This is a genomic window from Sorangium sp. So ce281, assembly GCF_051527395.1.
Taxonomy (GTDB): Bacteria; Myxococcota_A; Polyangia; order Polyangiales; family Polyangiaceae; genus Sorangium; species Sorangium cellulosum_B.
Genome location: NZ_CP150322.1, coordinates 9,775,648 through 9,788,145, shown reverse-complemented (window position 1 = coordinate 9,788,145; position 12,498 = coordinate 9,775,648). Strand labels below are relative to the sequence as shown.

General features: G+C 71.0%; 11 protein-coding genes. 3 read left to right on the top strand and 8 right to left on the bottom strand.

Annotated elements, in window-relative coordinates:
• Positions 1 to 7 precede the first annotated feature (7 nt).
• The 4 genes from WMF27_RS37210 to WMF27_RS37195 form a co-directional block, all read right to left on the bottom strand.
• Positions 8 to 868, bottom strand: coding sequence for a CAP domain-containing protein (locus WMF27_RS37210; protein ID WP_437943366.1), 861 nt, complete (start codon positions 866 to 868; stop codon positions 8 to 10).
• A gap of 78 nt (positions 869 to 946) precedes the next feature.
• The gene (locus WMF27_RS37205) at positions 947 to 1,381 is read right to left on the bottom strand and encodes a hypothetical protein (protein ID WP_437943365.1); all 435 of its coding nucleotides are present in this window, start codon (positions 1,379 to 1,381) and stop codon (positions 947 to 949) included.
• Positions 1,382 to 1,469: 88 nt separating this feature from the next.
• The gene (locus WMF27_RS37200) at positions 1,470 to 1,994 is read right to left on the bottom strand and encodes a hemerythrin domain-containing protein (protein ID WP_437943364.1); all 525 of its coding nucleotides are present in this window, start codon (positions 1,992 to 1,994) and stop codon (positions 1,470 to 1,472) included.
• 183 nt (positions 1,995 to 2,177) lie between these two features.
• Positions 2,178 to 2,405, bottom strand: a complete 228-nt coding sequence (locus tag WMF27_RS37195; RefSeq protein WP_012240084.1) for a hypothetical protein — start codon at positions 2,403 to 2,405, stop codon at positions 2,178 to 2,180.
• 274 nt (positions 2,406 to 2,679) lie between these two features.
• On the opposite strand from WMF27_RS37195, the gene WMF27_RS37190 reads away from it, so the two are divergent.
• A complete protein-coding gene (locus tag WMF27_RS37190) occupies positions 2,680 to 3,963 on the top strand; it encodes a hypothetical protein (RefSeq protein WP_437764140.1) in 1,284 nt (427 codons plus the stop codon).
• Between the two features lie 108 nt (positions 3,964 to 4,071).
• Here the strand turns inward: WMF27_RS37190 and WMF27_RS37185 are convergent, their stop codons facing one another.
• Positions 4,072 to 4,944, bottom strand: a complete 873-nt coding sequence (locus tag WMF27_RS37185) for a class I SAM-dependent methyltransferase (protein WP_437764141.1) — start codon at positions 4,942 to 4,944, stop codon at positions 4,072 to 4,074.
• A 386-nt stretch (positions 4,945 to 5,330) separates the two neighbouring features.
• On the bottom strand, positions 5,331 to 6,038 hold the full coding sequence (locus WMF27_RS37180; RefSeq protein ID WP_437764142.1) for a TVP38/TMEM64 family protein: 708 nt from the start codon (positions 6,036 to 6,038) through the stop codon (positions 5,331 to 5,333).
• A gap of 80 nt (positions 6,039 to 6,118) precedes the next feature.
• Here WMF27_RS37180 and WMF27_RS37175 point away from each other — a divergent pair, with 80 nt between their 5' ends.
• On the top strand, positions 6,119 to 6,850 hold the full coding sequence (locus WMF27_RS37175) for a TetR/AcrR family transcriptional regulator (protein WP_437764143.1): 732 nt from the start codon (positions 6,119 to 6,121) through the stop codon (positions 6,848 to 6,850).
• 39 nt (positions 6,851 to 6,889) lie between these two features.
• On the opposite strand, the gene WMF27_RS37170 is transcribed toward WMF27_RS37175, so the two are convergent.
• The gene (locus tag WMF27_RS37170) at positions 6,890 to 7,162 is read right to left on the bottom strand and encodes a DUF2277 domain-containing protein (protein ID WP_437295277.1); all 273 of its coding nucleotides are present in this window, start codon (positions 7,160 to 7,162) and stop codon (positions 6,890 to 6,892) included.
• Between the two features lie 353 nt (positions 7,163 to 7,515).
• Between WMF27_RS37170 and WMF27_RS37165 the strand changes: the two genes are divergently transcribed.
• Positions 7,516 to 10,293, top strand: a complete 2,778-nt coding sequence (locus tag WMF27_RS37165; protein WP_437943363.1) for a hypothetical protein — start codon at positions 7,516 to 7,518, stop codon at positions 10,291 to 10,293.
• Between the two features lie 109 nt (positions 10,294 to 10,402).
• On the opposite strand, the gene WMF27_RS37160 is transcribed toward WMF27_RS37165, so the two are convergent.
• Complete coding sequence (locus tag WMF27_RS37160; RefSeq protein WP_437764145.1) at positions 10,403 to 11,842, bottom strand: PAS domain-containing protein; 1,440 nt, start codon at positions 11,840 to 11,842, stop codon at positions 10,403 to 10,405.
• Positions 11,843 to 12,498 lie beyond the last annotated feature (656 nt).

Sequence of the window (12,498 nt, the reverse complement as noted above, 5' to 3'; positions counted from 1 at the left end):
GCGCCCGTCACCGGAAGTTCTGCACCGCCCAGACGCTGCCGTCCAGGAAGGTGTGGAACCCGCAAGCCACCTTCGTGAAGCGGGTGCTGCTCATGTTGATGAAGTGGCCGTGCTTCTCGAAATCCTCGCCCGGCCCCTCGTCCCACATGACCTGCAAACACGAGACGATCATCGATTCCGGCGGGCCTCCCCACCCGGGGCACTCGTTCTGGGCGTTCTCGTTGCAAGCGCCGAACGCGCCGTGAAACTCGCCGGTGTTCCCGTCGGACTCGGCCTCTTCATCGGAGCACGACTCCGCCTCGACCCAGCGCGCGAGGGGCGCCAAGCCGAGCGTGGCGCGGTGCTCGTTGATCGTATCGACGCACAGCTGCGCAGCGCCGGTGGCGCCGCCCGAGCCGCCAGCGCCGCTCCCGGAGCCCTCGCCGCTCGAGCCTCCGGTGCCGGCCGTGGTCGAGGCCGTGGCCGAGCCCCCGGCGCCCTGCGCGGAGGAGCCGCCGGCGCCCTCGGCCGACGAGCCGCCGGTGCTCGCCGTGGTCGAGCCCCCGGCGCCGCCGGCGCCCTGCGCAGCCGAGCTGCTGGCGCCGCCGGCGCCCTCGGCCGACGAGCCGCCTGTGCCTGCCGTGGCCGAGCCGCCGGTTCCCTGGGCAGACGAGCCGCCGGTGCCCGCCGCGGTCGAGCCGCCGCTGCTGGTGCTCGGCCCGCTGCCGGAGTCTCCCGGATGGATCACGGCGCCGGCGCCGCTCGACGGCCCGCCGCCTTCGCCATCGGCCGATCCGTCGCCCACCTCACCGACGCAGCCCGACAGCACAGCACCGATGAACGTCGCGGCGAGCGCGACGGCACATGAAGGAGTCCGAGGGGTAAGCATCCGTCGAGTCTATGGAGCATTCGACGCATGCTCAACATCGACCGATCCTGCTTCACTTTTGCATGCTTGAGCGGCTCCTCAGGCTCGATTGGCGGGCTTCCCGCGTGTCTGTGCGGAGAGAAGCGCGCGTGTCGCATGAATGTGTGTTCGTTTGCTTCGAATTCCACTCGTGCGAGACAGGACAGCCAGCGCGCCGCGACCGGCCATCAGATGTCGTCCCCGCGGCCCGGCGGCCCGTGGAAACTTGAACGCTCGCCGGGCCCTGGCCTCGTCTTCCGCTTCCGCCGACCGAGGCGCGCGGCGCCTGCGCTGGAGATAGACGATCGTCGCGCCGGCGAGCGCGTTCGCGACCATGAGCGAGTTCGTCGCCACGAAGACCCAGCTCTGGAGCATCCAGCTGTAGATGACGAACCCGAACGACGCGGCCAGCTGGCCGACGAAGAGCCACCTGGAGATGCCCTGGCTCGTCTTGCTCCTCCACTGCTTGTAGACCTGATTGCCGATGGTCAGCACGAGGACGCCGGAGCTGACCCAGCCGATCGCGTCTTTCATGTCTCACCGCCGGACCGCCGCTCGACCTCTCTCCTCGCGCAGGGCCTCGTCAGGCCCGGGCCGCGCCGTTCGCGTGGCCCTCGTGGATCGCGTGGCTCGCCTGGTCCGCCGACGTCTTCTTGTAGCCCGCCGGCAGGAGCTCCTCGTAGCCCTCGGCCAGCCGCTGCTCGAACTCCGCCTTCATCGACCTGCCGAGCTCGGCGAGCCGCTTCTCGTCCACGGCCTTCTCGACAGCCGGGAAGAGCTCCTTTTCCTCCTCCTCGACGTGGTGCTGGATGAGCTCCTTCAGCGTCGTCACGCGCGCCTTGAACGAGAGATCGTCCGGGGAGGTCGAGAGCAGCCGCTTCAGCGCGAGCTCGGCCATGGCGTGCTCCTCGAAGCTCTCGAGGATCAGGTCCTCCTTGATCTGCTGCACCGCGGGATAGAACGTCTCCTGCTCGATCGCCATGTGCGCGGCGAGCTCGTTGGCGAGCTCGGCGAGCACGAGCGCCGGATCCGATCTGCCGCTCTCGAGCTGCTTGAAGAGGGACTCCACCTTGCGATGCTGCTTCTCGAGCAATGACGTCGCTTTCATTTCCTGCCTCCATGGTGCGCCGCGCCTCGGCGCGGCCGGGGTGGTTCGGGTTTCATCGCCGGCCGGGGCGCTCTCGCGCGCGAGGCGCTCCGGCCAGCCTTGCTCACGGCTCGACGCGCGGCGAGGGGCGAGCGCACGGGCTCGCCCCTCGCCGCGCGAACGGCCCGAGATCGCTCGGGGCCGCTAGTCGGTCTTCTCCTCGATCTTGTCCCCCGCCTTCTCGGCCGCGTCGCCCGTGGACTCCGCGGCGTCCTTCGCCTCGTCCTTGACGTCGCGCGCGGCGTCGTCCACGGCCTCGCCCGCCTTCTCGGCAGGTCCCTCCGGCTGAGGCTTGCTGCCTCCGCAACCGATCACACCGACGCAACCGATGACCATGCTGCCCAGGAGCAGCGATCGAATCCCTGTTTTCACGGTATCCTCTCCTCCGCGCTCGACCATGTCAGCAATGCCCGGGCCAAGCCGCGCCGAGCGCCCGCGCGTGTTCCTCGTCACCACACCCTCGGATCCGGGGATCGCGCCCCTGAGACACATCGCCTCGACCGTGGCGTCCTGCGACGCGCAATGGCCGCCCGCCCAGAGCCGGGAGGCGGGCGCTCGTGGCGCAGGGGAGGCCCCGGCCGGCGGCGCGGGCGCCTCCGCTTGGCCTCCGCGGCGATCGGAGCAAGACTCCGCCCGGAACCGCGACATGAACCACGACTTCGCCAGCGCGCTCAGCGCCATCTTCACGGGCGAGCGAGCCCGCCTGCTGCACGTGATCGTGCCGGCACACGTCCACGGCCACACGCTTGCGCTGCTGCGAGCGCTCGGTGAAGCAGGCCCGGCGCCCCGTCCCGTATGGGTCCTGGCCGATCCGGTCTACGGGCCCAGCCGCGGCTGGGCGGCCCGAGAGCACGCGCTGTCGCGCGAGCTCGGCGCCCCGGCGGCCCTCGCGACGCCCGAGCACGGCCCGCTGCGCGAGCCGCTCGACGCCTTCGCCAGCGCCCTCGCGGCGCACGTCGCCGCCAGCGCCCCGGACGGGACCGCGGTCGTCGTGCTGGCGCCGCAGCACATCGACGACCCGCGCGCCTATGCCCGCGACCTCTTCTGGCTCGCGCATTGCCCCGACCTCGCGCTCGTGCGCTGGGTCCTCGTCGATCCTGCCCACTCGAGCGTCGGCGATCTGCTCGCGCGCCTCGGCGAGGGCGCGTCCCGCGTCGTGTGGCCGGAGGCCGACGGCGCGGCCATCGCCGATCTCGAGCGCGTGATCACCGAGCTCTCGGCGCGCGGGCGGCGCCTCCCCGCCGATCTGGAGCTGCGCATCGCCGCCGAGTCGCCCCTCCGCGCCCCGGAGCTCCTGCCCGCGCGGCGCCTCCTGCACGAGGCGGACACGTGTTTTCACGCGGGGCGGCACGCCGAGGCCGCGGAGCTCCAGCAACGGGCCGAGGAGATGCTGGCGAGCCGGGGGCTCGGCGAGGAGGCCGTCCACATCACCATGCAGCGCGCGCGCTCGCTGATCGCGGCGGGCGTTGTCGAGGAGGGGCAGCGGGTGTTCGTCGCCGCGCTGAGGGAGGCGGAGCGGCGCGGCCTGTTCGCGATCGTGCCCGAGGCCTACGCCTCGCTCGGCAGCCTGCACAGCAAGCAGCGCCGCTTCCTCGACGCGTCGGAGGCGTACGCGCGCGCGGGAGAGCTCGCGAACCGCCGCGGGAGCCACGAGTTCGCGGCGGACATGCACCGGTGCTCCGGCCACGCGGCGCTCAACGCCGACATGCCCGACGCCGCGGCGACGGCGTGGCGGCGGGCGTTCGAGCTGCTCGGCTCCGTGGCCCCGATGGTCGGCGCGCTGGAGAAGCCCCAGCAGATCGTCGTGCTCGGGCTCTCGCTTGCCGACGTCTTCGAGGAGCACGGCAACCTCCCTGCCGCGCGCGGGCTGCGGGGCCACGCCGAGGCCATCGAGACCCGCCACCCGCGGCGCTCCGCGACGTGGAGCTGAGGCGCGGCGCCGGCCGGGTAGTGATCGAATCTGCCTTGAGAGAGTTCACATGAAGGCGGGAAGACAGGAAGATCATTGATCTTTCTTCCCGCCTTCCCGCCTTCATGTTCAATTTTGATCACGACCGCCGGGCCGCTCGGCGACGAGGAGCCGTGTGTTCGTGGCCGGGTTGGACGGCGCGAACGGGGCTCCGAACTGCCGGGCCCAGTCCGCTGGGCCCGTGTCGCGCAGCGCCCGGAACCCGGCCCGCTCGACCTCCGCGAGCATCACCTCGCGCCGGCGCAGGCCGATGAGCGGCTCGCTCCAGAGCCACGTGAGCAGGCGGAGGATGCGCTGCGTCCGGCGCGGCGCGGGCGGTTCCATGTAGTACACGAGGAGCACGCTGCCCGGCGCCGAGGCGTCGGCGAGCGCCCGCAGCGTGGACCGCAGCGCCTCGTCCGACAGGTACATCACCACCCCCTCCCAGACCCACGCGGTCGGCTCGTCGGATCGATGGCCGGCCGCCGAGAGGTACGCGGCGAGCGCGTCGCGCTCGAAGTTGACGGGCACGTAGGTCAGCTGCTCCACGAGCGGCGACAGCCCCGCCGCCTTGCGCCGCTTGAAGGCCTGCGTCGCCGGGTGATCGATCTCGAAGAACCGGGTCGCCGAGAGCGCCTTCATCCGGAAAGCGCGCGTGTCGAGCCCCGCCCCCAGGCTCGCGACCTGGCGGCACCCGAGCGCCACCGCGCGCTCGAGCTCGATGTCGATGGCCATCACGCGCAGCGGGACCGCGGAGAGCCGGCCGAGGGCGCGCGCGCGCTTCGCGGGGTCCAGGCGCCGGAGCCGGCGCGCGAACAGCGCGAGCGCGGCGCTCCACCGGCGCGACAGCAGCCGGTGGACGACCGGATCCTCGAAGCCCGGGACGTCGGTCAGGCCCTGGTCCGCGAGCGCCCGGATGAGGGCGACGATGGATGCCGTCTGGCTGGGGCGACGCTCACGCATGCCTCGTGCATAGCCTCCGGCGGCGGGCTTTCAACGCGCGAGGCCCTGGGCAGCGGCCCCGCGGCGCGGTGACGCGAGGAAATTTCGTCGCTTCCGGTTCATCGATCCCGACCCGGCAGCTCCGAGCGGCGCCGTCGCCGTCCAGGCCGGACACGGTGCGGAGCGGCTCGGCGGCGGTCGGGACTCCCGTGCTCGGATCAGCCGCCCGTGGTGTCTCCGCCCATCGCAGGCGCCAGCATCTTCATGAGGGGACGCTGAAGCATACCGTCGAACTTTTCGGGAAGATTCACAGGGAGACGGGGAGTAAAAATCCCATGAATCTCCCCGTCTCCCCGCCTCCCTGTTCAATTTTTTCTTCTCTAAAATGCCGGCAAAAGAGGCATCGATCAGGAGGGGACGACGCCGCGCCTGGAGCAGCGCCTGGCCAGCCATAGAAGGACCATGACGGCCAGCGCGGCGGCGCCCATTCCGGCCCACGCCGACGGGGGCGCGTCGCGCAGGGCGTCGAAGACCCGCTGACCGAAATAGGCAGTCGCCAGGAGCGGCAGGGCGTACCCGGCCAGCGAGCCCCAGAAATGCGTCCAGAAGCGCACCCCGGAGACGCCGAAGAAGACGTGGAGCATGGGCGGCATCCAGAGGACAAGGCGGAGCACGAACACCGTCAGGAACGCCCGCTGCTTCAGGGCCTCGTCGTAGGCGCGGAAGCGCGCAGGCACCCGCGCGGCGACCCAGTCGCGGGCGACGAAGCGCGCGAACGAGAAGCCCACGACGCTCGCCGCCATGGTGCCCGCCATCGAGAGCGCGAACGCCACCGGCCAGGGCCAGATGAGCGGCGCCGCCAGGATGAACACCGTGCCCGGCACGCCGAACGGCTGGAGCGCGGCGTAGGCCAGGACGAACGCGACATACCCCCACGGCCCGAGCGAGAGGAGCGCCTGCTTGATGCGCGCGGGCTCGCCGAAGATCTCGAACAGCCCCATGCGCTGCGCGACGACGAGGAGCGCGGCGGCCGCGGCGACCACGCCGAGCTTCACCCCCCGGCGGGCGCGGAGGGGAGAGAGCGCGGGATCGGCCGGGGAGGCGGGCTGGCGCACCCGACGTACCTGACAGCCCACCTGCGCACCGTCAAGGTTCCTGTTGACAATTTGGTCTACTATTGTCAATATTGACCATCGTGAACGAGGGCGAGCCGCGCTCCACCGACAGACCCGCCGAGGATCTGCGCCGCCGCAGGCTGATGGACGCGGCGTTCACGGTGTTCCTGCGCTTCGGCTTCCGGAAGACGTCGATGGACGAGGTAGCGCGCGCGGCGGGCGTCTCGCGGCAGGGCCTCTACCTCCACTTCGCCACGAAGGAGGAGCTCTTCCGCGCGTCCGTGGGGCACTTCCTCGACGCCGCGCTCGCCGCGGCCGCGGCCGCGCTCGCCGACGCGGAGCGCCCTTTGGAGGAGCGGCTCGTGGCCGCGTTCGACGCGTGGATCGGCCGGTTCGTCGGCGCGCTCGGGGCCGACGCGGCGGATCTCTCGACCGCCGCGAACGAGCTCGTCGGCCCCCTCGTCGCCGAGCACGACGGGCGGTTCGTCGAGGCCGTGGCCGAGGCCTTGCGCGCCTCCGGGCTCGCGGCCGCCTACGCGCCCGCGGGGGTCACCGGGCGCCAGCTCGCGGACACCCTGGTTTCCTCGGCGCGCGGCCTGAAGTACGGCGCCGCGACGCGCGAGGCCTTCCTCGAGGGCATGGCCATCGCCGCGCGCGTCGTGTGTTTGCCGGCGCGGCGCGCCCGGGAGGCGAGGGCGGGGCACTCACCGCACGCGGCGCCATCACGGCAAGGAGAGCCGCCCGCGCCGGGCCCTCGCCGCGAGGGCAAGGGGCGCGGCGCGGCGCGCAAGGGGCGCGGCGCGGCGCGATAGCCGGAGGGCCGCCCCAGCGCGGCGCGGCGGCCCTGCGCCTCAGCCCCGGCTGAAGCGCAGCCGCGAGCGCTCGCGCGCCTTGGTCGCCTCGACCTCGCGGTCCCGCGGCGCGGCGGTCGTGGACAGCGACGCCATCAGCACGCGCGCCGCGGCCGCGACGTCCTCCACGGCCTGCGCGAACGCCGCTTCGTTGGCCTGCGACGGCCGGTTGAAGCCGCTCAGCTTCCGCACGAACTGCAGCGACGCCGCCCGGATCTCCTCCTCCGTCGCCGGCGGCTCGAAGTTGAACAGCGTCCTGATGTTCCGGCACATGGCGATCTCCCGAGGCTCGATGTGTACGGGGGACGATCCTAGTCTCGAGCCGCGCCGGCGGTCCAGGCGCTCCGCGCGCTGGCGCACACCACAGTCGTTGACGCAGCCACCGTGTAGGCGATTCGCGCATACACACGGCGAGACACACGGCGAGATACGCGGCGAAATACGCAGCGAGACACGCGGCGAGACACGCGACAAACGCGACACGGTCGCATCACGACATCACCCTTGTTGGCTGTCCAACAGGGAGCACACCAGCGGCATCAGGAAGTTCTTGATTCCTCAAGGATAACCGTGCACTTCTATACTGAGGAGTCCTTTTGCCAAAGCCCCCTGGCAAGGAGGTCGGTATGCGCCCACATCGTGCACTGCGCTCCCAGAATCGCCTGCTCTTCACCGCCGCCACGCTCGTTTGCCTCGCTGTCGGGGCAAGCGCGGAGGCGGCTCCGTCGTACACCCTCTTCGAGAGCGGTCAGGTCCGACCGCTCGCGCTCTCACCAAGCCGTCACCTGCTCTTCGCGGCCAATACACCCGACGGCCGTCTGGAGATCTTCTACGTCTCGTCGGGTGGTCTGACACACATTTCATCCGTGACCGTCGGCCTGGAGCCCGTCGCCGTCGCCGCGCGCAACGACGGCGAGGTATGGGTCGTCAATCACCTCTCCGACAGCGTCAGCGTCGTCGACGTCTCGTTCCCCTTGCGGCCGCGGGTCGTGCGCACGCTCCTCGTCGGGGACGAGCCGCGGGACATCGTCTTCGGCGGCCCCGGGCGGTCGCGCGCGTTCATCACCGCCGCCCACCGCGGCCAGAACGCGCCGTTCGATCCGCAGCTGACGACGCCCGGGGTCGGCCGCGCCGACGTGTGGGTGTTCAACGCGAGCGCCATCGCGACCCAACCATCGCTCGGAGGCACGCCCCTCACGATCCTCTCCTTCTTCACCGACACGCCGAGGGCGCTCGCGGTCAGCCCGGACGGGGCCTCGGTGTACGCCGCCGGCTTCCACACCGGCAACCGCACGACCGCCGTGCACCGCGCGATCGTGGAGGACGAGGGCGGGATGCTGCCGCCGTTCACCAACCACCTCGGGGAGCCGCAGCTCACGACGTCGCTCATCGTCCAGCACGACGGAACCCACTGGGTCGACGCCGGGGGCAACCCCTGGGACGACTCGATCATGTTCTCGCTGCCCGACAAGGACGTCTTCGTCATCGACGCCACGGCCAATCCCCCTGTCCAGCGGCCCGGCAGCGCCGGCTTCTTCACCGGCGTCGGGACCGTCCTCTACAACATGGTCGTCAACCCGGCGAACGGGAAGGTCTACGTCTCCAACACCGAGGCGTTCAACCTCGATCGCTTCGAGGGCCCGGGCACCTTCGCCGGCACGACCGTCCGGGGACACCTGCACGAGAGCCGGATCTCCGTGCTCGGCAGCGGCGGCTCGGTCCTGCCGCGGCACCTGAACAAGCACATCGATTACTCGACCTGCTGCGCTCCGGTGCCCAACGCCGAGAACGCGAAGAGCCTGGCCACGCCGGTCGACATGGCGGTGACGAGCGACGGATCGACGCTCTACGTCGCCGCGTTCGGGTCGAGCAAGGTCGGGGTCTTCCAGACGGCCCAGATCGAGAATGACACCTTCACGCCGAGCCTCGCGAGCCAGATCCAGGTCACCGGCGGCGGGCCGAGCGGGCTCGCGCTCGACCAGCCGCGCGGCCGCCTGTACGTGCTCACGCGCTTCGACAACTCCATCTCGATCGTCAACACGTCCACGAACACCGAGACGGCGCACATCGCGCTCCACAACCCCGAGCCGGAGAGCGTGGTCCGCGGGCGGATGTTCCTCCATGACGCGAGCTTCTCGTCGGCCCACGGCGACTCGTCGTGCGCGAGCTGCCACGTCTTCGGCGACCTCGATAGCCTGGCGTGGGACCTCGGCAACCCCGACGGGGACACCGTGACGAACCCTGGGCCGTTCACGAACATCAACCCGCCGTTCCCCGCCGACACCTCGCTGAAGCCCATGAAAGGGCCGATGACGACCCAGAGCCTGCGCGGCATGGCCAACCACGGCCCGATGCACTGGCGCGGCGACCGCACGGGCGGCAACGACGCGTCCACCGCGCAGCCGGACAGCGGGGCCTTCGACGAGCGCGCGGCGTTCGAGAAATTCCAGGGCGGCTTCACCAACCTGCTCGGCCGGCACGCGCCGATCCCCGACGAGGACATGGAGGCGTTCACGGACTTCATCCTCCAGCTCTCGTATCCGCCGAACCCGATCCGGAACCTGGACAACTCGCTGAACACCGATCAGCAGGCCGGGCGCGATCACTTCTTCCGCGAAGGCGGCGCCGGGACCTTCTCGTGCAATTCCTGCCATACCCTGGACCCGGACGGGAACGCCGGCACCAGCGAGCCTTTCCCTGGCTTCTTCGGGACGGACGGCGCGAGCATCGGCCAGGAGAACGGCCAGAGCTTCAAGATCCCCCACCTGCGCAACATGTACCAGAAGATCGGTATGTTCGGCATGGCCCCCGTCCCGAGCCTCTTCCACCTGGGAGACAACGACTTCAAGGGCGACCAGATCCGCGGCTTCGGGTTCATGCACGACGGCGCGATGGACACGCTCTATCGCTTCCACCAGGCGATCGGGTTCGAGCAGAGCGAGTTCTCGCCGAACGGCTTCCCGCCCGGCGCGCCCGGCGAGCTCCTCCGCGAGCAGGCCGTCGAGTACATGCTCGCGTTCGACACGAACCTCGCCCCCATCGTCGGGCAGCAGGTCACGCTCGGCTCGCACAACGCCACGGCGGCCTGGCCGCGCATCGATCTGCTCCGCCAGCGCGCCGAGGTCGGGGAGTGCGATCTCGTGGCGAAGCTCCCGTTCCTCCTCGAGGAGACCGGCCTCCTCTATATCGGAGGTGGCCAGTTCACCGCGGCGCGCGCCGCGGCCCCGCCCTTGAGCGATCTCGTCCTGCGCTCGCTCGCCGCGCTCACCGGGCACCCGGTGACGTACACCTGCGTGCCGCCGGGCTCGGGCACGCGCATCGGCATCGACCGCGACGGCGACGGGTTCCTCGACGGCGATGAGTGCGACGCGGGCACGGATCCCGCGGATCCGACGAGCCACTGAGCCGCCGCTGCGTCGACTGAGTCGACGCCAGCGCCGCGCCGCGCCGCCCTCCACGCGGCGCGGCCGGCGCGGCGCCTCGGCCGCGCTCCATGCGGTACGGCGCGGCGCCTCAGCGGCGGCGCGCGCCCATGCACCAGCGCAGCGCTTCCTTCAGGCTGCGCAGCGTCTTGACCTGCGAGAGATCGAAGCCGAGGCCGACCATCGTCTGCGCGACCGGCGGGCGGATGCCGGTGACCACGCCCTTGCAGCCGAGCAGCGTCAGCCCATTGACGATCTTGATGAGGTGCTGCGCCGTCGTCGTGTCGACCGAATCGAGCCCGGTGAGGTCGAGGATGGCGAAGGCGGATTGCTTCTCCACCACGCTCGCGAGCAGCGACTCCATCACCATCGCCGCGCGATCCGCGTCGACCGAGCCGATCAAGGGGACGATGAGCACGTCCTGCCAGACCTCGATGATGGGGCTCGACAGCCGCGCGATCGACTCCTGCTGATCCTGCGTCAACCGCAGCTGCTCCCGCAGCTGCTGCTCGACGCGGAGCTGCTGCGTGATGTCCTCGCAGATGGCGCCGACGCCGGTCGTCTCCCCGAGGACGTCCTTCTGGGGAACGAACCTGGTCCGCCAGATCCTGTCTCGCCGGACCTGCTCGACCTGCGCGATCTCCCCGGAGAGGGCGTGCTCGAAGGCAGCGCGCACGTCCTCGGTGTCGCCGCACAGCTCGCGCATGTGCTTGCCCAGCTCGCCTCGCTCCGTACAACCGATCTGCGCGAGCGCCCCGCCCTGCGCGATCACGCAGAGGCCGGCCCTGTCGAACGCCAGGATGGCGATGGGCATGCTGTCGATGCAAGCGCGGAGCAGCTCCCCCTTCACGGCGAGCCTGACATCGTCGGCCAGGTTGATGCCGAACGTCTGGACGCCCACGATCTCGCCGTCATCGTCCCGGCGGGGGGCGTAGTGCACGATCCAGTGCACGCCCCCGGCCACGGTGTCCGTGCGGACCGGCTCCCCCGCGAGGACGCGCTGGCACAGGTCCATGATCTCCGCGTCCGCGCCGTAGAGATCGAACATGTTCCTTCCGACGAGCTGATGTGGCTTGATCCCCATGCTCTCGAGCCCGTTGCCGTCGGAGACATGGAGCGTGCCCGCCCGATCGCACCACCAGACGATCGCATCCATCGTCTGGAACACGTCGACGAGGATGCGCGCCTGGTCCTCCCACACCCCGCGATCGGGCTTCACGGCAGCCCAGAGCGCCGTGTCGTCGGCGCGCCACAGCGTCCAGTGCAGCGGGACGCTCTCCCCGCGGGCGCCCACGACGCGCGCCGCGGCGGAGACGCTGCCCGCGGCGGCGCGCGCGCCGGTGATCCGGGCTGACAGCTCGCCCCGATCGTCCTCGTGAACGCGCTCGAGGAGCCGCCCGGACGGGCCAACGCAGCGCTCCCAGGCCGCGTTGCAGGCCACCACCTCCCCGGCGCTGGAGAGCAACGCCAGCGGTGTGGGTGTGCCGTCGAGCAGTGTCTTACACGAGAGCGAAGCGAGCCTGTCGTCCATTGAATCCTTGCAGGAGGCCAGAAGCGACGAGCCTCGGCGCGCCAGCCCCAGGCTTCTCACGGTGGATGAACCAACGCGCTGTGGGCGCCGTCACGACGCCGGGTGCGAAGAGGTGGGATGCTGCTCGGATTCTCGGCGCTGGGGTCATCGAGCCTGGCACCATGGCGAACCGTAACGTGGTGATATCATTTGGGGGCGCCGAGACGCCAGCCTCATCGCTAGACGCGCCGCGGCGGATCGAGGCCCGCGCGACCCCGGCCGGAGGGCGAGCGCCCGCTGCCCCACCACATCGCCCCTCCGCGCTCGTCATGAAGCGATGGCCGACAGCGGTTCTGGCGGAAGGAGGGTTCTGCTGCTTGTGCGAGGACGCGGGCGGGCGCGGCGCTCGGGGAGGCGCGCCTGCATCCGCCGAGAGGTCGGCCTGGAGCTCGCCGCGTGGAGAGAAAGAGCGGCCGCCGCTGCACGGCCGCCGAGCGCGAGGCGGGCGCGCGGGCACTGGCGGTGACGTGCGCCGGGGGACGTCGTTTAACGCATCGCGCTCGCCTTGTGGTGCGCGCCAGCGCGCGTTAGAGACCCTGCCGAATGGAACCGGAGGGCCACGAGAGATTCGCTGACTCGGACCCGAGTTTCCGACAACTCCATCCTTGCGAGCGCCT